Below are 22586 nucleotides of genomic sequence, written 5' to 3' on the forward strand. Positions count from 1 at the left end.
ATGGACATGACCAGCCACGAAGACGTCTTCGACACGCCGGAGACACGGCAGCCGACCATCCTGTCGGTCTACAATCAGAAGGGCGGCGTCGGCAAAACGACCACGTCGGTGAACCTCGCGCTCGCGCTGGCGGCGCTGGGCAAGAGCGTCGTGCTGATCGATTTCGACCCGCAGAGCAGTGCCACCAGCAACTTCCTGCTGCGCGACAAGGCCAAGGTCGGCATCAACGACCTGCTGCGCAAGGAAACCTTCGTCGAGGACGCCATCACCCCGACCGCCTTCGACGGGCTGTCGATGATCGTCGGCGCGCGCAAGCTCTACTCGCTGGAGCATGCGCTGGACAGCCGCGGCGGCTCGCAGCGGGGCTTGCGCAAGGCGCTGCATTTCTCGCGCAACCCGCCGGACTATGTCGTCATCGACTGCCCGCCGGCACTGGGCCATCTGGCGGCCGGTGCGCTTGCGGCGTCGGACCGGCTGATCGTGCCGGTCTTCCCCGGCCGCTATGCGCTGGACGGGCTGCGGCGCACCTTGCAGGTGGTGGAGCATATCCAGAACGGGCTGAACCCCAGCCTGACGCTGGCCGGCATCCTGATGCTGTCGATCACCAACGACGAGGTCGGGCGCGAATCGCTGACGCAGCTGCGCAACGAGTTCCCCGAACAGATGTTCCGCACCGCCTTCCCCTATGACGTGGATGTGGTGAAGGCGACATACCGCCGTATGCCAGCGGCGATCTTCACGCCGGAAGCGCGGACGACCAGCCGCTTTGCGGCGCTGGCCTGGGAGATCGTCCATGGCCGCGGCACCGCCCCCGACGAATCCCAGCTGAAGCCGGCGCTGGAGCGCATCCGCTCCTGGCACGAGGCGACCGACACCTCCTACAGCGCGCGGCGCGCGTCCTCCATCGACGAGGGCGACGAGCCCGGCGGCGGCGGGGGCAATGGGGCGCGGCAGGCGGAGCGTGCGCAGTCCTCCGGCCGCGGTGGAATGGGCCTTGGGCTTTTGGGGCTGGTGATCGGGCTGGTCGGCGGCTTCGCGCTGGGGGCGGCCGTCGGGCAGCCGATCCTGGGCAGGCTGCTGGGGCTTGGGGGATGAGTGATTCCCCTCTCCCCCCTTGGGGAGAGGGTTAGGGTGAGGGGGATGCGTGGCTAGGATTTTCAAGCATCGCGCACTGTCCGATCCCCACTTACTCCACCCTGTGCGTCCCCCTCACCCCGACCCTCTCCCCGGGGGGAGAGGGGGAAAAGGTGGATTCCATGTTCTAAGGTGAGGCCATCATGCTTCCTGTCGATGCCGTTCTGCGCAAGGTCGACTCCTCCTTCGAGGAGTCGGTCGGCCGGCTTTGCGAGCTGCTGCGCATTCCCTCGGTCAGCACCGATCCCGCCTATGCCGGCGAGGTCCGCCGCGCCGCCCGCTGGTGCGCCGACAGGCTGAAGGCGATGGGCTTCACCGTCGCCCTCCACGACACTCCCGGTCACCCGATCCTGGTCGCCCATCATCCGGGGCCGGACGGGGTAAAGACCCCGCATGTGCTCTATTACGGCCATTACGACGTCCAGCCCGCCGACCCGATGGAGCTGTGGACCAGCCCGCCCTTCGATCCGGTGATCGTCGAGGCCGAGCGGGGCCGCCGTGTCGTCGCCCGCGGGGCCGCCGACGACAAGGGCCAGACCATGACCTTCATGGAAGCCTTCGAGGCCTGGCACGCCGTCCACGGTTCCCTCCCGATCCGCGCCACCGTGCTGCTGGAGGGCGAGGAGGAGACCGGCAGCCCGTCGCTGCCGCGTTTCCTGAAGGAGCATGCCGAGGAACTGCGCGCCGACTTCTGTCTCGTCACCGACACCAACGCCTGGGACGCCGACACCCCGGCGATCACCACCCGGCTGCGCGGGCTGCTCTATCTGGAAGCGACCGTCACCGGCCCGAGCCACGACCTGCATTCCGGCCTGTTCGGCGGCGCGGTGCCCAACCCGCTGAATGTGCTGAGCGGCATCCTGGGCCAGATCCACGATGCCGACGGGCGGGTGCGCTTCGACGGCTTCTATGACGGCGTGCGCGAGCTGCCGGAGGAGCTGCGGGAGCAGATCCGCGCCTTGCCGCTGGACGAGGCGCAGTTCCTGGCGGCGCTCGGCCTGACCCGCAGCCATGGCGAGGCCGGGCGGACGCTGCTGGAGCGCATCTGGACCCGGCCGACCTGCGACATCAACGGCATCTGGGGCGGCTATACCGGCGAGGGGTCGAAGACGGTCATCCCGGCCAAGGCGTCCTGCAAGCTGAGCTGCCGTCTGGTGCCCGGCCAGGACCCGGCGGCCGTCGAGGCGTCGATCCGGCGCTTCTTCGAGGAAAGGCTGCCGGCGGACTGCACGGTCGGCTTCCGCAGCTTCAGCGCGTCGCCCGGCATCGAGGTGCCGACCGACACGCCGTGGATGCAGGCGGTGCGCGGCGGGCTGAAGGAGGCGACGGGGCGCGACGGCGTGCTGATCGGCGGCGGCGGGTCGATCCCCATCGTCGGCTGGTTCCGCGAGCATCTCGGGCTGGACACCATCCTGGTCGGCTTCGGGCTGGACGACGACCGCATCCATTCGCCGAACGAGAAGTTCGAGCTGAAATGCCTGCGCAACGGTATCCGCAGCCATGCGGCAATAGTGGGGCGTTTGGCGGCGGGGAGGGTTGGCTGAGGCTTGGGCGGACCTAAATCTCCCCGATCCGCGGCGGGGGAGGGCTGACTTCTCGTCTCCCGCCGCCACCGACACGATCGAGACGGGAATTCGCATGTCCGCTCTGTTCACGCCCTTCACGCTGAAGGACGTCACCCTGCGCAACCGCATCGCGGTTCCGCCGATGTGCCAGTACAGCGCCGTCGACGGCGTCGTCAACGACTGGCATTTCGCCCATTATCCCGGCCTTGCCCGCGGCGGCGCCGGTCTGGTGATCGTCGAGGCGACGGCGGTGTCGCCGGAGGGCCGCATCACGCCGGGCTGCACCGGGCTGTGGAACGACGCCCAGGCGGAAGGGATGGCGCGCATCGCCGCCTCCATCGCCGCCGCCGGTGCCGTTCCCGGCATCCAGATCGGCCATGCCGGCCGCAAGGCCAGCGCCAACCGCCCGTGGGAAGGCGACGACCACATCGCCGAGGGCGATCCGCGCGGCTGGGACACCATCTCGCCGTCGGCGGTGCCCTTCGGCCATCACCTGCCCAAGGTGCCCAACGCGATGACGCTGGACGACATCGCCCGCGTCCGCGCCGATTTCGTGGCCGCCGCCGTGCGCGCCCGCGATGCCGGCTTCAAGTGGCTGGAGCTGCATTTCGCCCATGGCTATCTGGGCCAGAGCTTCTTCTCGGTCCATGCCAACAAGCGCACCGACCAATATGGCGGCGACCTTGCCGGGCGCAGCCGCTTCCTGCTGGAAACGCTGGCGGCGGTGCGCGAGGTGTGGCCGGAAAACCTGCCGCTGACCGCCCGCTTCGGCGTGATCGAGTATGACGGGCGCGACGAGCAGACGCTGGCCGAGTCGATCGAACTCGCCCGCAACTTCCGCGCCGGCGGGCTCGACCTGCTGAGCGTCAGCGTCGGCTTCTCCACCCCCGACGCGCAGGTGCCGTGGGGGCCGGCCTTCCTGGCGCCGGTCGCCGAGCGGGTGCGGCGCGAGGCGGAGCTGCCGGTGGCGGCGGCCTGGGGCATCGACGCGCCGAAGATCGCCGACCGCACCGTCGCCGACGGGCAGCTGGATCTGGTGATGGTCGGCCGCGCCCATCTGGCCAACCCGCATTATCCCTACCGTGCCGCCAAGGAGCTGGGCGTCGAGCGTCCGTCCTGGGTGCTGCCGGCGCCCTACGCCCACTGGCTGGAGCGGTATCGGGCCACCGACACCGTCACGGCGGACTGAGGGTGGCGGTGTAATGGAAACGGCCTGCGGGATGACCGCAGGCCGTTTTTCTTTGCGGCGTCAGCCCGCTTCGGCTGCGGAGGAGGCGCTCCACAAATTGATGCCGGCGTCGGCGACGGCGTGGGTGTCGATCTCCGCCAGTTCCTCCGGGCTGAAGGACAGGCTGTTCAGCGCGTCCAGCGAGTTGTCGAGCTGTTCGACGTTCCGCGCGCCGATCAGGGCGGAGGTGACGCGCGGGTCGCGCAGGACCCAGGCGATGGCCATCTGCGCCAGCGTCTGGCCGCGCCGCTTGGCGATGGCGTCAAGCGCGCGGATGCGCTCCAGATTCTCCGGCGACAGGAAATTGGCGCGCAGGCTGCCGCCCTTGGCGGCACGGGCGTCGGCAGGCTGGCCGCCCAGATACTTGTTGGTCAGCATGCCCTGGGCCATCGGCGAGAAGGCGATGCAGCCCATGCCGAGATCCTCCAGCGTGTCGAGCAACCCGCCCCCTCCATTGCCCTCCACCCAGCGGTTCAGCATCGAGTAGGAGGGCTGGTGGATCAGGCAGGGGGTGCCCAGCTGCTTCAGGATGCCCACCGCCCGCCGCGTCATCTCCGGCGAGTAGGAGGAGATGCCGACATAGAGCGCCTTGCCCTGGCGGACGATGTGGTCGAGCGCCCCCATCGTCTCCTCCAGCGGGGTGCGGGGATCGACGCGGTGCGAATAGAAGATGTCGACGTAATCCAGGCCCATCCGCGTCAGGCTCTGGTCCAGGCTGGAGACCAGATATTTGCGGGAGCCCCAGTTGCCGTAGGGGCCGGGCCACATCTCATAGCCGGCCTTGGTCGAGATCACCATCTCGTCGCGGTAGGGCCGGAAATCGGTGGCGAGGATGCGGCCGAAATTCTCCTCCGCCGAACCGGGCGGCGGGCCGTAATTGTTGGCGAGGTCGAAATGGGTGACGCCGCGGTCGAAGGCCCGGCGCAGCACGGCGCGCCCGGTGGCGAACACGTCGGTGCCGCCGAAATTCTGCCAGAGCCCCAGCGAAATGGCCGGCAGGTCGAGCCCGCTGCGGCCGGTGCGGCGGTAGCTCATGCTCCCATAGCGCTTATCGGCGGCGAGGTAGGGCGGCTGCATGGCGAACTCCCGATGTGATTTTTAGTGATATATCAGCATAGGGCGGCGGTGCGCCGGTGCGCAATGGCGCCGCCGGTCATATCACTCACGGCTTTCCGGGCCGGACGGCGAGGCGCAGACCTTGCGCACGCAGCCGCGCAGCCAGCGGTGGGCCGGGTCGGCGTCGAGGCGCGGGTGCCAGATCAGGGAGACGGTGACCTCCGGGGCGGGGAAGGGCAGGGCGAAGCCGTGGAGGCCGGCGCGCAGCCCCTCGGTGTGCCGTTCGGGGACGCTGACGACCAGGTCGGTGCCGCGCACCAGCGCCAGCGCCGCGGCGAAGCCGCCGACCGTGGCGACCACGTCGCGCCGAAGCCCGAGCCGCGCCAGCGCCTCGTCCACCAGCCCGCGGTCGTCGCCCCGCCGCGACACCAGCACATGGCGGCCGGCGGCAAAGCGGTCGGCGGTGATCCCGCCCGCGGCCAGCGGGTGGCCAGGGCGGACGACGCCGATGAAACGGTCGTGGAACAGGGCCTGGGTGCGCAGTTCCGGCCCGCTGCCGGCGGAGACCACGCCGGTCTCCAGATCGACCGAGCCGTCGCGGAGCGGGCCGCTGTCCTTGTCCGGCTTGGGCAGAAAGCGGATGCGGACGCCGGGCGCCTCGGCGGCGACCAGGGTGAGCAGGGCGGCGCCATAGCTTTCGACGAAGCCGTCGCTGGTCCGCAGGGTGAAGGTCCGGGCCAGCCGGCCGATGTCGAGATTTTCGGCCGGGCGCAGCGCCGCCTCCGCCTCCTGCACCAGCAGGCGGACGCGGTCGCGCAGGTCGAGCGCGCGCGGCGTGGGGACGAGGCCGCGCCCGGCCCGGACCAGCAGCGGGTCGCCGGTCGCTTCGCGCAGCCGCGCCAGCGCCCGGCTCATCGCCGACGGGCTGAGCCGCAGACGGCGCGCCGCACCGGCGACGCTGCCTTCCGCCAGCAGGGCGTCCAGGGTGACGAGCATGTTGAGGTCGGGTGAGGTCATGCGCCGGAGCGTAGCACGGGCCGGCCGCCGCCGCTGCCGGGACATGGCGTCAAATGCACGAATACAGTGCGGATGCTGCGCGTTCCGCCATGTCACCCCGCGCCCTAGCCTGGATGCCTGTCATTCGGGAAGGAGAGGCGTCATGAGGGAAGCGGTTGCGGAGCAGGCCGCGGCGGCGGCGGGCGGACCGGCGCGAGGGCTGGTCGCGCAGGGGGGATTGGCGGGGCTGGCGCTGGCGATGCTGCTGTCGTCGCTCGGCACCAGCATCGCCAATGTCGGATTGCCGGCGCTGGCGCTGGCGTTCGACGTGCCGTTCCGCGAGGTCCAGTGGGTGGTGCTGGCTTATCTGCTGGCGATCACCACGCTGATCGTCGGGGTCGGGCGGCTGGGCGACATCGTCGGGCGGCGGCGTCTGCTGCTGGCCGGGATCGCCCTGTTCACGGCGGGCTCCGCCGCCTCCGCCGCCGCGTCCAGCCTGTGGATGCTGGTCGCGGCCCGCGCGGTGCAAGGGCTGGGGGCCGCCGCGATGATGGCGCTCGCCACCGCCTTCGTCGGCGATGCGGTGCCGAAGGAGCGGATCGGCCGGGCGATGGGGCTGATGGGAACGACGTCGGCGGTCGGCACCGCGCTCGGCCCGACGCTGGGCGGCCTGCTGATCGCCGCCTTCGGCTGGCCGGCGATCTTCCTGGTCACCGTGCCGCCGGGTGTCGCGGCCTTCCTGCTGGTGCGGCGCTGCCTGCCGGCCGACCGCCGGGTGGAGACTGCAGGCGGAGCGGGGCGGGGGAGCTTCGACGGTCCCGGCACGCTGATCCTGGCCCTGACGCTGGGGACTTACGCGCTGGCGATGACCGGCGGGCGCGGCGGCTTCGGCTGGTCCGACCTGACGCTTCTGCTGGCGGCGGCCGGCGGGGCCGGGCTGTTCCTGGCGGTGGAGTCGCGGACGGCGTCGCCGCTGCTGCGGCTGGAGATGCTGCGCGACCGGACGCTGCGCGGGCGCCTGACGATGAGCATGCTGGTGGCGACGGTGCTGATGGCGACCCTGGTGGTGGGGCCGTTCCATCTCGCCCGTGCCCTGGGGCTGGGAGCGGCGGCGGTCGGGATGGTGATGTCGGCCGGACCGCTGGTGGCGGCGCTGACCGGCGTGCCGGCCGGACGGCTGGTCGACCGCTTCGGTGCCGCCGGCATGACGGTCGTCGGGCTGGGGGCGGTGGCGGGCGGCTGCGTGTTGCTGGCGCTGCTGCCGGCGACGTTGGGCGTGGCCGGCTATGTCGGGCCGCTCGTCGTCGTCACCGCCGGCTATGCGCTGTTCCAGACCGCGAACAACACGGCGGTGATGGCCGATGTGGAGAAGGACCGCCGCGGCGTGGTGTCGGGGGTGCTGAACCTGTCGCGCAACCTGGGGCTGATCACCGGCGCCTCGGTGATGGGGACACTCTTCACGCTGGGGGTGGGGACGGAGGTCGCCGTCGCGGCGCCGGAGGCCGTTGCGGCGGGCACCCAGACCACTTTCGCCGTCGCGGCCGGGCTGATCGCCGTGGCGCTCCTCCTCGCCGTCCGGACGGCGGGGCGGCGGTAAAGGTTGGGCCGGGCGCAGCGCGATTGCGCCCCGGTCATCGCTTATCGGTCATCGCTCATCGGTCAGCTGGCATCGCTCAGTTGGCAGCGGCTTGCCATAAAGTCCACAAAGGCGCGGACGCGGGCGGGCAGGGGGCCCGGACCTCCGAGATAGACGGCGTGGATGTCCTCGCTGCCGCCGGGGTTCATTCGGTCCAGCACCGGCACAAGCGCACCGGCGGCGATGTCGGTCTCCACCTGGAAGCGCGCCAGACGTGCCAGCCCGACGCCGCCCAGGGCAAGCAGGCGCGCGGCGTCCCCGTCGCTCGCCCGTGCGGCGATGGGCGGCACATGCTCCTCGATCCCTTCGTCGCTTCCGTTTTCAGTCCTGAAAGGCCAGCCGCCGATGGCCCGCGGGAAGGTCCAGCCGATTCCCTTGTGCCGGGCAAGCTCGTCCGGATGTCCCGGCGTTCCATGCCGCTCCAGATAGGCGGGGGAGGCGACCACGACCATGCGCGTGCTTCCCAGCTTGCGGATCATCAGGCTGGAATCGCGCAGCGGGCCGGTCCGGATCGCGACATCGGCCCGCTCCTCCATCAGGTCGACCACCGCATCCGACAGCACGAGGTCGATGGTGACGCCGGGATGGGCGGCCAGGAACTCGGGCACCAGCGGGATCAGGTGGCGCATGCCGAAGGGGACGTTGCTGTTGACGCGCAGGTGTCCGCGCGGCGTCGCACCGGCCGAGGCCTCCCGCTCGGCCTCCTCCATCTCTTCCAGGATCCGCAGCGCGCGGGCGTGGAAGGCCTGACCTTCCGGCGTCAGGCTGAGGCGTCGCGTCGACCGGTGGAGAAGCCGCGTGCCCAGCCGTGTCTCCAGCCGCGTGATGAGCTTGCTGACGCCCGATGGCGTGAGGCCGCAGGCACGGGCCGCCGCGGTGAATCCGCCGAGATCGACGACCCGCGCGAAGACCTCCATCTCGGCCGCCCGGTTGACCTCCATCCGCGTCACAACGATGCCCCCAAGTCACAAGTCCTGAGACTGGAGGCAGCCTAATTCACAGCTGCTCCATCGGCTATATCCTTGGCAATCGACCGTCGCCATCGGCGCGGCCGCGACAGCCTCGATCACGGAAGGACAGGACATGGAGTACCGGACACTCGGCGCATCGGGCCTCAAGGTGCCCGCGCTCAGCTTTGGGACCGGCACCTTCGGCGGCAAGGGGCCGCTGTTCTCGGCTTGGGGGAACAGCGATGTCGAGGATGCCCGTCGGCTGATCGACATCTGCCTCGACGCCGGCGTCACCCTCTTCGACACCGCCGACGTCTATTCGGACGGTGGCTCGGAGGAGGTGCTCGGCGCCGCCATCCGCGGGCGGCGCGACAAGCTGCTGATCTCGACCAAGACCGGCTTGCCGATGGGCGACGGGCCGAACGACGCCGGTCTTTCCCGCCACCGGCTGATCGGTGCGGTGGAGGCGGCGCTCCGGCGGCTCGGGACGGATTATATCGACCTGCTCCAGCTGCACGCCTTCGATGCCTTCACGCCGGTGGAGGAGGTGCTGCACACGCTGGACACGCTCGTCCGCGCCGGGAAGGTGCGTTACATCGGCGCCTCGAACTTCGCGGGCTGGCAGTTGATGAAGGCGCTCGCCGTCGCCGACCGTCATGGCTGGCCGCGCCATGTCGTGCATCAGGTCTATTATTCGCTGACCGGGCGCGACTATGAGTGGGAGCTGATGCCGCTTGGCCTCGACCAGAAGGTCGGCGCGCTGGTCTGGAGCCCGCTCGGCTGGGGCAGGCTGACCGGAAGGATCCGCCGCGGCCAGCCGATCCCCGAGGGCAGCCGCCTCCACGACACCGCCCAGTGGGGGCCGCCCGTCGACGAGGAGCGCCTCTACCGCATCGTCGACGCGCTCGACGCCGTGGCGGCCGAGACCGGGCGCAGCGTTCCCCAGGTCGCCATCGCCTGGCTGCTGGCTCGGCCGACCGTCTCCTCAGTGATCGTCGGCGCCCGCAACGAGGCGCAGCTGCGGGACAATCTGGGGGCCGTCGGTTGGACGCTCGAACCCGGCCAGATCACGCGTCTCGACGCGGCCAGCGACGCGATGCCCGCCTACCCCTATTACCCGTACCGCACGCAGGAGGGCTTCGCCCGGCTCAATCCGATGCCCGTCTGAGGCGTGCCGGTCTTTCCGCCCCCCGCGTCACAAACCGAACGGCGCGGTCTTGCACGGCCATGGCGACGGGCCCAGCTGTGAAGCGCCCGAACCCGCGATAAGGCCCTCGTCATGATCGATCCGCCCCCGCCCCGCCCCGGCCGCCAGCCCCCTTCGACGCGCGAGACGACGCGGGCGCGGACGCCGTGCTGACGGGGCTTCCGGATTTCACGGCCCTGGATTTCGCGGCCTACGGAACCGCCTTCGCGGGCTTCATCGAAACGCACGCGGACTGGGCGGAGATCATCATCTTCCTGATGGCCTTCGCGGAGGGGCTGACGCTCGTCGGGCTTCTCATCCCCGGCGTCGTCATGCTGACCGCGAGCGGCGCGCTTGTCGCCGCGGGCGTTCTCGACTTCTGGTCGGTCTATCTGGCGATTGCGGGCGGCGCCATCCTGGGGGACGCCACGTCCTACTGGCTGGGCCGACGCTATGGCGAGCGCATGTTCCGGCTGTGGCCCCTCAGCAGGCATCCCGAACTGCGCGGCCGTGGCGAAGCCTTCTTCCTCCGGCATGGCAGCAAGAGCGTGTTTCTGGCGCGCTTCATCGGCCCGCTGCGTGCGGTGGTGCCGACGACGGCCGGCATGATGGCGATGCCCCACCGGAAATTTCAGGCGTTCAACGTCCTGTCGGCCGTGATCTGGGCGCCGCTGCTGATGTCGCCGGGCCATCTCGCCTGGACCGGTTACGACAGGAGCGGCGTGGGGGACCGCCCCGCACCGGCCGCGGAGGGCGGCATCGGGCAGGGGGCGGCGAGGTCCTGCGCGCCCGCTCCGCCCGTCGAGGGCTCGCCGGAAAGAACGGGCTGCTAGCTGTTTGGCAGGGGCTGACTGTTCGGAGTGACAACTCATTTCGATCCGGCCGATTGTACCCCTTGTGCCGATGAGTGCTCCGTCGCCGTGCCCAGCCGTCCAACCGACACCGGTGGATGCGGTCAAAACCCAGGCGTTTCATCGGTCCTGCCACGTTGCCTGACTGTCCCCGTCCTTGTTCCATTGTCCCCGTCTTGCGGGCCATGTCGGGCTGTGGCCGAAAAGATACATCCGATATCGGAAATGTAATGGTGACAATGTTCCGTTTGACCCCGCTGATTTCGTCTCCATAATCCTGATTGTCTCGATTGTTCGAGCGTTGTGCGCCAGATTATGGAGGATCCGATGCGCCAGACCGATGTGACCCGCAGTTCCGGCCTGTACACGGCAGCCCAGAGCGCCGTTCCGGCCGCCAACCGCGTCACCCGTGTCGCCCGCCGTCCCCTCTGGCGGTTGCTCGACGTGTTGTTTTCCGCGATGGAACGGCGCAAACAACGTCAGGCATTGATGGGGCTCGACGACTATCTGCTGAAGGACATCGGAATCAGCCGGTCCGAGGCGGAGCAGGAGGTGTCGAAGCCGTTCTGGCGGGGATGAGACGATGGCCGACCAATCCATTCAGGGACAATCCGTTCAAATCGACTATGCGGTCGAACCGGAGCTGAGCGCGGACGCGTTCATCGACGTTCTGGAACGCTCCGGGCTGGCCGAACGCCGGCCCGTGGGCGACCGTCCCCGGGTGGAGGCGATGCTGCGCAACGCCGGCCTGATCATCACCGCAAGGCACGAGGGCCGGCTGGTCGGCGTCGCCCGCTCGATCACCGACTTCGTCTATTGCTGCTACCTGTCCGATCTCGCCGTCGACCGTGCCCTTCAGGGGCACGGCATCGGCAAGGAACTGATGCGCCGCACCCGCGACGCGGTGGGGCCGGGCACCATGTGCCTGCTGCTGTCCGCGCCCAAGGCCATCAGCTTCTACGAGCAGGCCGGGCTGAAGCGGCACGAGCAGGCCTTCCTGTTCACCGATCTGGAATAAGACCCCGGGGCCAAGACACCGGGGGGAGGGGGAGCACCGCCGCCATGCCCGATATCATGAGCAACAGCGCCGTGGCCGATACGACTGGCCTCGCCATCTCCTATGCCGATGTGGCGGGAGCGGCGGAGCGGATCGCCGGCGTCGCCCACCGCACGCCGGTGCTGACCAGCCGCACCGCCGACACGCTGACCGGCGGCGAGCTGCTGTTCAAGTGCGAGAATTTCCAGCGCACCGGCGCCTTCAAGATCCGCGGCGCCTACAATGCGGTGTCGCGCTTCACCCCGGTCCAGCGCGCGCTGGGCGTCGTCGCCTATTCGTCGGGCAACCATGCCCAGGCGCTGGCGCTGGCGGCGTCGATGCTGAAGGTGAAGTCCACCATCGTCATGCCGCAGGACGCCCCGGCGGCCAAGCTGGCGGCGACGCGCGGCTATGGCGCCGACGTGGTGCTGTACGACCGCTATGCCGAGCCGCCGGACGCCGCCGTCGCCCGCGTGCTGGAGGAGCGGGGCGGCGTGCTGATCCCGCCCTTCGACCATCCGCATGTGATGGCCGGCCAGGGCACCGTCGCCAAGGAGCTGATCGAGGAGGCGGGGCAGACGGGCGGGCCGCTCGACCTGTTGGTGGTGCCGACCGGCGGCGGCGGGCTGCTGTCCGGCTGCGTCATCGCCGCCAAGACGCTGAATCCCGGCTGCCGCGTCGTCGGTGTCGAGCCGGAAGCCGGCAACGACGCCCAGCAGAGCCTGCGCAGCGGCGCCATCGTCCGCATCGACGCGCCCAAGACCATCGCCGACGGCGCCCAGAGCCGGGCGGTCGGCCAGCTGACCTTCCCGGTGATCCAGCGGCTGGTCGACGACATCGTGACCGTCACCGACGACCAGCTGGTCGAGTCCATGCGCTTCTTCGCCAGCCGGATGAAGATGATGGTCGAGCCGACCGGCTGCCTCGCCGCCGCCGCGGTGATGTCCGGCAAGTTCGATGTGCGCGGCAAGCGCGTCGGCATCGTCGTCACCGGCGGCAACGTCGACCTCGCCCGCTTCGCCTCGCTGGTCCAGGCGGGCTGAAGAAGCTTTTTGCGATGCGAAAATCTCCTTCTCCCCGCTGGGGAGAGGGGATCTGACTCCCCCAAGACGTAAGGGATCCCCATTCATGACCGGGAAAGCCATGCGCCTGCCCATTTATCAGGTCGATGCCTTCACCGACCGCGTCTTCGCCGGCAACCCGGCGGCGGTCGTGCCGCTGGAGTCCTGGCTGTCCGACGCGCAGCTCCAGGCCATCGCGGCGGAGAACAATCTGGCGGAGACCGCCTTCTTCATCCGCAGCGGCACGGAGTTCGAGCTGCGCTGGTTCACCCCGGCGGTGGAGGTCGAACTGTGCGGCCATGCCACGCTGGCGACCGCCTTCGTCATCTCCACCATCCTGGAGCCGGGCCGCGCGCGCATGGACTTCGCCACCCGGCAGGCCGGCACGCTGACGGTCACCCGCGACGGCGACCGCTACACGCTGGATTTCCCCAACCGGCCGCCCAAGCCGGCGGAGAGCCCCGACCCGACGCTGCTGGCGGCTCTGGGCGGGCCGGCGCCGGTCGCGATCCTGAGCGGGCGCGACTATCTGGTGGTCTACGACTCGGCCGACGCGGTGCGGGCGCTGACGCCGGATATGGCGCTGCTGTCGAAGCTGGACATGTGGGCGGTCTGCGTCACTGCGCCGGGAGAAGACGGGGTCGATTTCGTGTCGCGCCTGTTCGCCCCCGCCCAGGGCATTCCGGAGGACCCGGTCACCGGCTCCACCCACTGCATGCTGACGCCCTATTGGGCGGAGCGGCTGGGCAAGACCGTGCTGAAGGCCCGTCAGGTCTCGGCCCGCGGCGGCGAGCTGCTGTGCGAACTGGCCGGCGACCGGGTGAAGATCGGCGGGCAGGCGGTGCTGTATCTCGAAGGCTCGATCCTGATGTGAGGCTGCGATGACCGTCCAGTTCAACCGGGTGGCGCCGATCCTGCCGGTGCGCGACGTGCGCGCGGCGCTCGCCCATTACCGGGGCCTCGGCTTCACGGTGACTGCCTATGACGAGGCGGCCGCGGATCCCGTCTACGGCTTCCTCGATTGGGGTGGGGTCGGCCTGCATCTGACCCGCGTTCCGGACCTCGATCCCGAACGCTCGGTTGTCGCCTGCTATCTCTATGTCAGCGACGCCGACGCGCTCCATGCGGCGTGGAAGGCCGCTGAAGCCGGCGGCCGGCTGACGGCGGTGTCCGACACCCCCTATGGCCTGCGCGAGTTCGCCCACATCGATCCCGACGGCAACCTGCTGCGGGTCGGTTCGGAAACGGGGAGGGGCGTCGATGGCTGACGATAGAGTCCTTCTGTTCTCCTACGGCACCTTGCAGCAGGAGAGTGTGCAGCTGGCGTCCTTCGGCCGGCGTCTCGCCGGGCGGGCGGACGCCCTGCCGGGCTATCGCTGCGACATGCTGGAGATCACCGATCCCGAGGTGATCCTCACCAGCGGCAAGCGCTTCCATCCCGTGGTCAGCGAGAGCGGCGATCCGGCCGACGAAGTCGCCGGAACCCTGTTCGAGATCACCAGGCAAGAACTGGCCGCCGCCGATTCCTACGAGGTCGCGGATTACAGGCGCGTCATGGTCCGGCTGAGGTCGGGGGCGGATGCCTGGGTCTATGTGAAGGCGTAAGGGGTGAAGGCGTGAAGGGCCGTCAGGACGGGCGCGGCCTGATGAAGGATTGCTCGGTCACCTCGGTGCCCCACTGGCTGCCCGGCGATTCGTCGGCAAGGACGAAGCCGGCGGCTTCGTAGAGGCGCCGGGCGGCGTCCAGCCCGCGGAAGGTCCAGAGCCGGGTTTCGGCGAAGCCGGTGCGGTCGGCGAAGGCCAACGCTTCGTCGAGCAGCCGCCGGCCCAGCCCGCCGCCGCGCCGCCCGTCCTCGACGATGAACCAGCGCAGATGGGCAATACGGGAAGTGGAGCCGGCGCCGTGAGCGTCGCCGGACAGGTCCTCGCCGTCGATGGCGATGGTGCCGACGATGCGGTCGCCGTCCAGCGCCGTCCAGACGGCGTTGCAGGGACGGTCGAGCCGTGGCAGGAACTCCGCCAGCCCGGCGGCGACCCTGCTTTCGAAGACGGCGCCGAAGCCATGGGCACGGGCGTAGAACTGCGCATGCATGTCCACGGCCCGGCCAATCAGTCCGGGCCGGTAGCCAGGTTCGATGCGCACGGCCAGGGGAGCCGTCGCCTTCGATTCGGTGCCCGGTGTGGCCCGGCGGGCTTGCAGCGCATCCGCGTACAGCCGCAGCCCCTCCACCACCATGGCACGGTCGGCGGCAGGCAGGCAGGCCAGGGCGCCGCCGACCTGTTCATGGGCGAAGGCGTCGATGGCGGCCAGCGTCCGCCGCCCCTGCGCGGTCAGGGTAAGACGCTTCGACCGTCCGTCCGTATCGCTGCTCACCTCGGCCAGATCCCCACCGTCGATGAGCTTGCGCAGCATCCGGCTGACGCTCGATTTCTCCAGATTGAGCCGGTCACACAGCTCCGTCGCGGTCAGGCCGCCCCGGTTGCCGATCTCGATCAGCGCATGCACCGCCGAGGCCGGCAGCTCCGTTCCCGCAAGGGTCGGCTTCATGAAGCCGAGTTCGCGCACGATCCGGCGCGACGCGTCGCGGATCGGCAGGACGGCATCCCTATTGGCTAGGGGGGCTGAGACGGAGGGCTGGGAAGCCATGGCGGTTCCAGACATGGTTGTATCATACAACTATGTCCGGGCCGGGAGCGGCTGTAAAGGCGTCAGGCCGGTCTCACATGATCTTTTCGAAGCGGAACATCTCGCCGCCGCCGGGCAGGCCGGAGGGCCCCGGCCAATGCGGGTCCGGGTGATGGGCGCCGAAGAACTCGACGATCCTGAAACCGCACTTGTTGACGTAGAAGTGGATGTTGCGCTTCTCGAAATAGGGCGTGTGCGTCTGCCAGACCCGCGTTTCGGGATAGCGTTGCTCGATCGCCATCCAGGCCTTGAAGCCCAATCCCCGGCCATGCTGTGTCGGGGACAGGAAGAAGAGGTCCAGCGAATTGCGCTGCGTCGCCTCGTCGATCACGACGACGGCGCCGCCGACCCTTTCGTCCTCGCACAGGATATGCAGAAGCTCGGTGCCCGGCGCGCCCATCGACTCGTCGAGATCGCTGCCGCGTGGGATCGAATCGTCGGGAAGGCACCCGAACGCCTCGATGACGGCGACCGCGAAGGACGCCTCCATGTCGACCTTGAAGGCCGGCAGATCGCCCGGCTCGACAACCGCGAGCGTGACTTGGGTATCCTGCATCTTCGTGCGCTCGAGCCGTTTGCGGTCCGGTCCCGCCTTACGCCTCGCTCTCCATCTTCTGCTCGACCGCGGCGGCCTTGATCGCCTTCTGCAGCTTTTCGAAGGCGCGGACCTCGATCTGGCGGACGCGCTCGCGGCTGATGCCGTATTTCTGCGACAGGTCCTCCAGCGTCGTCGGCGCCTCGCGCAGGCGGCGTTCGGTCAGGATGTCGCGTTCGCGGTCGTTCAACGCGGTCATCGCGTTCGCCAGCAGCTTGCGGCGCTTGCCCAACTCCTCGCGGTCGGCCAGCGTGATTTCCTGGCTGGCGGTCTCGTCGACGAGGAAATCCTGCCATTCGCCCTCGCTCTCCGCCCGCAAGGGCGCGTTCAGCGAATGGTCGGGGCTGGCAAGCCGCCGGTTCATGTTGACGACGTCCTGCTCCGGCACGTCCAGCTTGGTGGCGATGGCGTGGACCTGCTCGGGCGACAGGTCGCCCTCCTCGATGGCCTGCATCTGGCCCTTCAGCCGGCGCAGGTTGAAGAACAGCTTCTTCTGCGCGGCGGTGGTGCCCATCTTAACCAGCGACCAGCTGTGCAGGATGTATTCCTGGATCGCCGCGCGAATCCACCACATGGCGTAGGTCGCCAGCCGGAAGCCGCGGTCGGGGTCGAAGCGCTTCACCGCCTGCATCATGCCGACATTGCCTTCGGAGATCAGCTCCGACAATGGCAGGCCGTAGCCGCGGTAGCCCATGGCGATCTTGGCCACCAGCCGCAGGTGGCTGGTGACGAGCTGGTGGGCGGCGCCGGAATCCTCATGCTGCTGCCAGCTCTTGGCCAGCATGTATTCCTGCTGCGGCTCCAGCATCGGGAACTTGCGGATCTCCTGGAGATAGCGGGACAGATTGCTCTCGGACCCGATCGCCGGAAGGTTGGATGCCGTCGCCATGGTAAAACCCCTCTCCTGACAGCCGGCGTTCCCATCCGAAGGATTTCAGGGACCGCCGCCGCTCTTCAGCGCGGGTTCCATAGGCCCCTCGCAATGAGCGGGCGAAGGAACCTCGCCATTGACGCTGAGTCTAACCAAGAAAGATTTCCCGGTGTACCGTTTTAAACCGACTCCAGGGTGACAATTAGTTCATGAATATCCGCCGGAATTGAGGAGCGGAATGCCACAATTTCGCCACTAACCGGATGACGGAAGGTCAGGGCCGCGGCATGCAGCGCCTGGCGCGGAAACCCGACAAGGCTGGACCGCACCGGCTCATCCAGCAGCGAGGCGAATTTGCCACCCGGCCGCCCCGACCGCCCGCGGCCATAGAGCGGATCGCCGACCAGCGGATGGCCGATGTGGGTCAGGTGGACGCGGATCTGGTGGGTGCGCCCGGTCTCCAGCACGCATTCGACCAGCGAGGCGGCCATGCCGAAGCTCTTGACCACCCGGTATTTGGTGCCGGCCGGCTTCCCGCCGCCGGTGACCACCGCCATCTTCTTGCGGTCGGCACTGCTGCGGCCGATGTTGCCCTCGATCCGGCCCTGCGTCGGGTTAGGCACGCCCCAGACCAGCGCCAGATAGGTGCGGCTCAGCGTGCGGTCGGCGAACTGGTCCGACAGGCCATGGTGGGCGCGGTCGTTCTTGGCCACCACCATCAGGCCGCTGGTGTCCTTGTCCAGCCGGTGGACGATGCCGGGCCGCCGCACCCCGCCGATGCCGGACAGGCTGTCGCCGCAATGGGCGAGCAGGGCGTTGACCAGCGTGCCGTCGGGATTGCCGGCGGCGGGATGCACCACCAGCCCGGCCGGCTTGTCGATCACCAGCACGTCGGCGTCCTCATAGACCACGTCGAGCGGGATGTCCTGCGCCACCGGTTCGGCGGCCTCCGCGCCGGGAACCTGCACCTCGAAGGTCTGGCCGGGTTTGACCCTCAGGGACGCGTCCGTTATCGTCCGGCCGTCGCCGCGCACGCAGCCCTGTTCCAGCAGGGCCTGCACGCGCGACCGCGACAGGTCCGGCAGGCCCGCTGCCAACGCCTTGTCCAGCCGCTGGCCCGCCGCCTCGTCGGGGATGGTGTAGGCGAGCAGTTGGGGAGCGGCGTAGGCGGGGGTGCCGGCGTCGTCGTCCGCATCGAGGAAATCGTCGGACAGGTCATCTGGCATATCGGCTGGCATCGGCTTCGCGCATCGCGTCCTGTTTCAATCGTCCGGGAGTGGACCCCAAACCGTGCAGATCCTCAAGGCACTCATCGTCATCATGGGCGTTCTCATCCTCGCCGGCTTCACCTTTCTGGGGGTGGAGCTGTACAAGCGGATGTCGGATCCCAACCGCGCCTCGCTGACCGCCACCGCCCCGGCGCCCGTTCCGGCCGAGCGCCCGGCCGAGGTGACGCTGGACGTTCCGGCCGGCGCCCGCATCGGCGAGATGCTGGTGGCCGGCAACCGCGTCCTGTTCAAGGTGACCCTGCCGCAGGGGCCGGACCGCCTCTATCTGATCGACCCGCGCAACGGCGCCGTCACCGCGACGGTGACCGCCGGCAAGTGACCGTTTTCCCCTATCCGGACACAGATGATGCATGATTTCCGCAGCGACAACGTCGCCGGTGCCGCCCCGCAGGTGATGACGGCACTGGCCGCCGCGTCCTCCGGCACCGCGTCGCCCTATGGCAACGATCCCTGGACCGCGCGGGTGACCGAGCGGCTGTGCGCGATCTTCGAGACCGAGGTCGCCGTCTTCCCGGTCGCCACCGGCACGGCCGCCAACTCGCTGGCGCTGTCGGCGCTGGTGCCGCCCTATGGCGCGGTGCTGTGCCACGACGAGGCGCACATCACCATCGACGAATGCGGTGCGCCGGAGTTCTTCACCGGCGGCGCCAAGCTGGTCCCGCTGGCCGGCGCGCATGGCAAGCTGACGCCGGACGCGGTGCAGCACCACATCGCGAAGGCCGGCGTCGGCGTCGTCCACCGCGTCCAGCCCGCCGCCCTCAGCCTGACCCAGGCGACGGAGGCTGGCACCGTCTATACCCCGGCGGAGGTCGAGGCGCTGGTCGAGGTCGCCCATTCCAACGGCATGGCCGTGCATATGGACGGCGCCCGCTTCGCCAACGCCATCGCTCGGCTGGGCTGCAAGCCGGCCGACGTGACGTGGCGCGCCGGGGTCGACGTGCTGACGCTGGGCGGCACCAAGGGCGGCTGCCTCGCCGCCGAGGCGGTGGTGTTCTTCAACCCGGCGATGGCCGAGGATTTCGGCTTCGGCCGCAAGCGCGGCGGCCATCTGGTGTCGAAGATGCGCTTCCTGTCGGCGCAGCTCGACGCCTGGCTGGAGGACGGGCTGTGGCTGCGGCTGGCCGCCCACGCCAACGCCATGGCCGACCGTCTGGCTGCCGGGCTGACGGCGCTGCCCGGCGTCGAGCTGGCCCATCCGGTGGAGGCCAACGAGCTGTTCGTCCGCCTGCCGGTGCCCTATGCCGAGGCGCTGGAGGCGGCCGGCTACGGCTTCTACCGCTGGGACGACGGCACGGCGCGGTTCGTGACTGCGTTCGACACGCCGGCGGCCGTGGTGGACGGGCTGCTGGATATTTTGCGCCGACTCTAAGAAAAGGCTTGATCGGCGGGGCTGGCTTGGTTAGAAACCCGCCCACGCCGATGACGTCCCCATCGTCTAGAGGCCTAGGACACCGCCCTCTCACGGCGGTAACAGGGGTTCGACTCCCCTTGGGGACGCCAACCTTCCAGGGTTGGGTCGCGCGGCCGGTGGCAGCCTCCACCGCCGCAGCCATGCATCGGGACCAGACGTCCCCATCGTCTAGAGGCCTAGGACACCGCCCTCTCACGGCGGTAACAGGGGTTCGACTCCCCTTGGGGACGCCATCCACGCGCTGGATGAGTTTTGCGAGCGCGGGCTTGAAGGTACAACGTCCCCGTCGTCTAGAGGCCTAGGACACCGCCCTTTCACGGCGGCGACACGGGTTCGACTCCCGTCGGGGACGCCACTTCGCGGTTTTTCTTTTATATCAACGGGTTAGCTGCCCATACGGCGCTTGTGGTATCACAGCGAAGTATCACAGTAGGTAGCACAGAAGTAGCACGGCCTTAGTTCGGCTGTGGGTGCATGCGCCGCCGAAGCGGCGCTATCCTGCCTCTCCCCATGCTTTACGGATTGCTGTCGCCGGGCGTCCCTTTAAACAAGCGGTAGACGCTGGCCCTGCCGATACCAAGCTTACGGGCAATCTCCGCCGCTCCAAGCCCTTCAGACTTGAGCTTGCGCACTTGGTCAGCGTCAATCTGCGGCTTCCTGCCCTGGTAGACGCCTGCCGCCTTGGCCTTGGCGATACCCTCCATCTGCCGTTCCCGACGCAAGTTCGTCTCGAACTCGGCAAACACGCCCAGCATGTCGAGGAAGGCTTTACCGGCTGCGCTGCTGGTATCAATCGGCTGCTCGGTGGCCTTCAACGCTGCGCCCTTCTCCCGTAGCTCCCGCACGATGTCCTGAAGGTCGCCAATGGACCGGGCAAGCCGGTCAATGCGCGTGACCATGAGAACGTCGCCAGCGCGAAGGAACTGCATGAGGGTGTCCAACTCAGCCCGGCCGTTGCGGCTGGTGCCACTGACCTTCTCCGCCCGGATCACGTCACAGCCTGCCTTGCGCAAGGCTTCTTCCTGCAAAGCCAAGTCCTGTTCATGGGTGCTGACTCGGGCATATCCGTAAACGGCCATGGCGCTGGCTTTCTGTCTTGTTTGGGTCTAGACCCTTTCCCTATATCGTCTCGCAAAGGCGTTGGCAACCCAAATGAGACAGACAAAGCTTGAGCCTCGCTGTCTCGCCCAATCGCCTTGTTTGGGTATACATCAACAAGACACAGTATGCGGCGGATGGTTTACAGTTCTTGGGCAAAACAGTATCGTCTTGAGAAAAAGACGCATTCCGAGAATGCGCCAGCATGCCAGAACAAGTTCTAAGGGCGCGGGCAGCGGCAACGGCGAAGATGGTGGCATGGGCTTTGCCATATGTTCGCCGACACATAGCCGATTAGAGATGGAAGTCTGGAAAGAAAAAACGATCCAGAACATAATCATTTGAGTAGTTCGCAGTTCATAATTACTTTATGAAAAGGAGAAGTCAATGTTCGGGTTCTTTAAGTCTTATCAGATAGAAGAGGCAAGAAAGCCACGGATACTTGGTGCCGTCGGAATGAAGATGGGTGAGATATTATTTAATAGTGTGAAAATTCATGGGCGTCCTGGCGCAATGGATATGAATAAAATGTTCTCATCTGCCGTCTCCAAATGTATAAACGGGGCATATAGTGAACTTGATGCCGAGGACCGCTACCAACTTCTGAAGTGGTCCGAGAAGCCAAGCCGCAGCGACATTCAGAAAGTGTATGATCTCGCTGAGTTCTGGACGCAGAAGCACATTAATGAACTGATGCGATAGGCCCGGTATCGGATACGCGGAAGGCCAACGGTCCAGTGCGTTAGAACGGCTACGCATAATCGAAACGTCCAAGACTTGAACGGGTCAAATATGGCCCGCTTTACAATAGGCATGACTAATAGGCGGGAGCTTGATCCAGTTGCATCTTGTCCAGTCTGCAAGCAAGCGAGCGCTGGCCGGTTGCCGTTTGTCGCACGCTGGTTTCCCGAGTCGGCTGCAAAGCTGCTCAAGCACCGGCCTTCTCGGGATGTAGCGGGGGGAGTGCCAGGGCCACCCACCCCCTCCCGCATTCGATATACGGGCATGGTCTAGGTTCATCCGACCCATTGTTACCATGTTCGTTACCGGCTTGTTGGCGGCTATCGGAACATGCCAGATACGACGTAACTATCTGTTTTTATTATATAATATGAGTAGCCGCCGCTAGGCGTGAGCCATTCTTGCACGTCTTTCCACATGCGCCCTCGGGCGGTGGTCATTCCGGCAGTTCTGTTACCGCTCAACGTCCCCGCTATTTTTTTTGAAGAAAGCCCTTGCGCTTCGTTCGGCGTTGTGCATCATATTCCCCCGCTACCCGAAACTTTGCCGAATTCCAACCCGTCGGACCCTCCGTCGGGCAAGGCATTGCAACGGGTTCAGCACGGTTCGCACTGCGATCCAGTATTAGATTATCCTCTCTTAGACTTTTAACCCCCTGCTCTGGCTGGCGCGAAGCGCCATTGCCCAGACCAACAGCTATAGGACAAATTTGACCAAATTCGTAACCGACTATATCAGTCGGCATGGTAGCGTGCAGCTTATTAATGCTTTCGCGTACTCAGAGCACATTAGACAACCGTTCACCGCGTTCCCCATTATCGCCTGGAACAAGACAGAATGCTGGAAGCCTGAACTTCTAACTACTCGCCAAGAGACCTTCATCCGCAGACTGCGAGCATGGTACGAACGCGAAGGTATCCCGTTCAACTATCTGCACACTGTCGAATGCGGCAAAACGCTAGGCACTCACAGTAACTTTGCTGTTCATATTCCGCAGAAGGACTACCGCAACAAACTCGTTATCTTCAAAAAACTAGTTTCGGAACTCGACGCCATGGTTCCGGGTCACACCGGCAACCCTGCTACGGTCAAGTTCTGCATGGGCAGAGAAACTAGCAGGCCGCGGAAAAAGGCTGTGCTGTGCTGACCAGTCGTGATTCTCTCCGGTTGAAGAGAAAGCGGCCGTTGGGGGGATG

General features: G+C 67.5%; 23 protein-coding genes and 3 tRNA genes. 18 read left to right on the forward strand and 8 right to left on the reverse strand.

The window, feature by feature from the left end; genetic code table 11:
• Nucleotides 1-6: 6 nt before the first annotated feature.
• From VH569_RS05560 to VH569_RS05570, 3 genes are all read left to right on the forward strand, one after another.
• Nucleotides 7-1095 (forward strand): ParA family protein, encoded by a 1089-nt coding sequence (locus tag VH569_RS05560; protein WP_423314491.1) that lies wholly within the window; start codon nucleotides 7-9, stop codon nucleotides 1093-1095.
• A gap of 182 nt (nucleotides 1096-1277) precedes the next feature.
• Nucleotides 1278-2678, forward strand: coding sequence for a M20/M25/M40 family metallo-hydrolase (locus tag VH569_RS05565; RefSeq protein ID WP_423314492.1), 1401 nt, complete (start codon nucleotides 1278-1280; stop codon nucleotides 2676-2678).
• Between the two features lie 94 nt (nucleotides 2679-2772).
• The gene (locus VH569_RS05570) at nucleotides 2773-3888 is read left to right on the forward strand and encodes an NADH:flavin oxidoreductase/NADH oxidase (protein WP_423314493.1); all 1116 of its coding nucleotides are present in this window, start codon (nucleotides 2773-2775) and stop codon (nucleotides 3886-3888) included.
• A 60-nt stretch (nucleotides 3889-3948) separates the two neighbouring features.
• Here the strand turns inward: VH569_RS05570 and mgrA are convergent, their stop codons facing one another.
• Together mgrA and VH569_RS05580 are read right to left on the reverse strand one after the other, a co-directional pair.
• Nucleotides 3949-5004 carry an L-glyceraldehyde 3-phosphate reductase gene (mgrA, locus tag VH569_RS05575; protein WP_423314494.1) on the reverse strand — a complete coding sequence of 352 codons (1056 nt, stop codon included), beginning with the start codon at nucleotides 5002-5004 and terminating at the stop codon, nucleotides 3949-3951.
• Between the two features lie 81 nt (nucleotides 5005-5085).
• Nucleotides 5086-6000, reverse strand: coding sequence for a LysR family transcriptional regulator (locus VH569_RS05580; RefSeq protein WP_423314495.1), 915 nt, complete (start codon nucleotides 5998-6000; stop codon nucleotides 5086-5088).
• A gap of 142 nt (nucleotides 6001-6142) precedes the next feature.
• On the opposite strand from VH569_RS05580, the gene VH569_RS05585 reads away from it, so the two are divergent.
• A complete protein-coding gene (locus VH569_RS05585) occupies nucleotides 6143-7576 on the forward strand; it encodes an MFS transporter (protein WP_423314496.1) in 1434 nt (477 codons plus the stop codon).
• A 62-nt stretch (nucleotides 7577-7638) separates the two neighbouring features.
• Here VH569_RS05585 and VH569_RS05590 read toward each other — a convergent pair whose 3' ends face one another.
• Entirely contained in the window at nucleotides 7639-8556 is a 918-nt protein-coding gene (locus VH569_RS05590) for a LysR family transcriptional regulator (RefSeq protein ID WP_423314514.1), read from the reverse strand.
• Nucleotides 8557-8698: 142 nt separating this feature from the next.
• On the opposite strand from VH569_RS05590, the gene VH569_RS05595 reads away from it, so the two are divergent.
• The 8 genes from VH569_RS05595 to VH569_RS05630 all read left to right on the forward strand — a co-directional run bounded on the left by VH569_RS05595 (nucleotide 8699) and on the right by VH569_RS05630 (nucleotide 14304).
• On the forward strand, nucleotides 8699-9733 hold the full coding sequence (locus tag VH569_RS05595; protein WP_423314497.1) for an aldo/keto reductase: 1035 nt from the start codon (nucleotides 8699-8701) through the stop codon (nucleotides 9731-9733).
• 185 nt (nucleotides 9734-9918) lie between these two features.
• On the forward strand, nucleotides 9919-10584 hold the full coding sequence (locus tag VH569_RS05600; RefSeq protein ID WP_423314498.1) for a DedA family protein: 666 nt from the start codon (nucleotides 9919-9921) through the stop codon (nucleotides 10582-10584).
• A 345-nt stretch (nucleotides 10585-10929) separates the two neighbouring features.
• Complete coding sequence (locus VH569_RS05605) at nucleotides 10930-11181, forward strand: DUF1127 domain-containing protein (RefSeq protein WP_244592324.1); 252 nt, start codon at nucleotides 10930-10932, stop codon at nucleotides 11179-11181.
• A 4-nt stretch (nucleotides 11182-11185) separates the two neighbouring features.
• On the forward strand, nucleotides 11186-11620 hold the full coding sequence (locus VH569_RS05610; protein ID WP_423314499.1) for a GNAT family N-acetyltransferase: 435 nt from the start codon (nucleotides 11186-11188) through the stop codon (nucleotides 11618-11620).
• A gap of 44 nt (nucleotides 11621-11664) precedes the next feature.
• Nucleotides 11665-12681, forward strand: a complete 1017-nt coding sequence (locus tag VH569_RS05615; protein WP_423314500.1) for a threo-3-hydroxy-L-aspartate ammonia-lyase — start codon at nucleotides 11665-11667, stop codon at nucleotides 12679-12681.
• Between the two features lie 85 nt (nucleotides 12682-12766).
• Nucleotides 12767-13573 carry a PhzF family phenazine biosynthesis protein gene (locus tag VH569_RS05620; RefSeq protein ID WP_423314501.1) on the forward strand — a complete coding sequence of 269 codons (807 nt, stop codon included), beginning with the start codon at nucleotides 12767-12769 and terminating at the stop codon, nucleotides 13571-13573.
• 7 nt (nucleotides 13574-13580) lie between these two features.
• Entirely contained in the window at nucleotides 13581-13967 is a 387-nt protein-coding gene (locus tag VH569_RS05625) for a bleomycin resistance protein (RefSeq protein WP_423314502.1), read from the forward strand.
• Entirely contained in the window at nucleotides 13960-14304 is a 345-nt protein-coding gene (locus VH569_RS05630) for a gamma-glutamylcyclotransferase family protein (RefSeq protein ID WP_423314503.1), read from the forward strand. The genes VH569_RS05625 and VH569_RS05630 overlap by 8 nt, the downstream gene beginning before the upstream one ends.
• Nucleotides 14305-14326: 22 nt before the next feature.
• On the opposite strand, the gene VH569_RS05635 is transcribed toward VH569_RS05630, so the two are convergent.
• The 4 genes from VH569_RS05635 to VH569_RS05650 form a co-directional block, all read right to left on the reverse strand.
• A complete protein-coding gene (locus VH569_RS05635) occupies nucleotides 14327-15346 on the reverse strand; it encodes a GNAT family N-acetyltransferase (protein ID WP_423314504.1) in 1020 nt (339 codons plus the stop codon).
• Between the two features lie 73 nt (nucleotides 15347-15419).
• Nucleotides 15420-15941, reverse strand: a complete 522-nt coding sequence (locus tag VH569_RS05640) for a GNAT family N-acetyltransferase (protein WP_423314505.1) — start codon at nucleotides 15939-15941, stop codon at nucleotides 15420-15422.
• 37 nt (nucleotides 15942-15978) lie between these two features.
• A complete protein-coding gene (rpoH, locus tag VH569_RS05645; protein ID WP_376966495.1) occupies nucleotides 15979-16869 on the reverse strand; it encodes an RNA polymerase sigma factor RpoH in 891 nt (296 codons plus the stop codon).
• 161 nt (nucleotides 16870-17030) lie between these two features.
• Nucleotides 17031-18077 carry an RluA family pseudouridine synthase gene (locus VH569_RS05650; protein ID WP_423314506.1) on the reverse strand — a complete coding sequence of 349 codons (1047 nt, stop codon included), beginning with the start codon at nucleotides 18075-18077 and terminating at the stop codon, nucleotides 17031-17033.
• Between the two features lie 64 nt (nucleotides 18078-18141).
• Here VH569_RS05650 and VH569_RS05655 point away from each other — a divergent pair, with 64 nt between their 5' ends.
• The 5 genes from VH569_RS05655 to VH569_RS05675 all read left to right on the forward strand — a co-directional run bounded on the left by VH569_RS05655 (nucleotide 18142) and on the right by VH569_RS05675 (nucleotide 19906).
• Entirely contained in the window at nucleotides 18142-18459 is a 318-nt protein-coding gene (locus VH569_RS05655) for a hypothetical protein (protein WP_098735696.1), read from the forward strand.
• Between the two features lie 27 nt (nucleotides 18460-18486).
• Nucleotides 18487-19509 carry a threonine aldolase family protein gene (locus VH569_RS05660; RefSeq protein ID WP_423314515.1) on the forward strand — a complete coding sequence of 341 codons (1023 nt, stop codon included), beginning with the start codon at nucleotides 18487-18489 and terminating at the stop codon, nucleotides 19507-19509.
• A 55-nt stretch (nucleotides 19510-19564) separates the two neighbouring features.
• Nucleotides 19565-19640 (forward strand) — tRNA-Glu (locus VH569_RS05665).
• 68 nt (nucleotides 19641-19708) lie between these two features.
• Nucleotides 19709-19784, forward strand: a tRNA-Glu gene (locus tag VH569_RS05670).
• Between the two features lie 46 nt (nucleotides 19785-19830).
• A tRNA-Glu gene (locus VH569_RS05675) sits at nucleotides 19831-19906 on the forward strand.
• Between the two features lie 160 nt (nucleotides 19907-20066).
• On the opposite strand, the gene VH569_RS05680 is transcribed toward VH569_RS05675, so the two are convergent.
• Nucleotides 20067-20630 (reverse strand): recombinase family protein, encoded by a 564-nt coding sequence (locus VH569_RS05680; protein ID WP_423314507.1) that lies wholly within the window; start codon nucleotides 20628-20630, stop codon nucleotides 20067-20069.
• A 406-nt stretch (nucleotides 20631-21036) separates the two neighbouring features.
• Between VH569_RS05680 and VH569_RS05685 the strand changes: the two genes are divergently transcribed.
• Nucleotides 21037-21351, forward strand: a complete 315-nt coding sequence (locus tag VH569_RS05685) for a hypothetical protein (protein WP_423314508.1) — start codon at nucleotides 21037-21039, stop codon at nucleotides 21349-21351.
• Nucleotides 21352-22586: the final 1235 nt, after the last annotated feature.

Origin of the sequence: Azospirillum sp. 11R-A (genome assembly GCF_049472615.1) — a bacterium.
GTDB classification, from domain to species: domain Bacteria; phylum Pseudomonadota; class Alphaproteobacteria; order Azospirillales; family Azospirillaceae; genus Azospirillum; species Azospirillum palustre.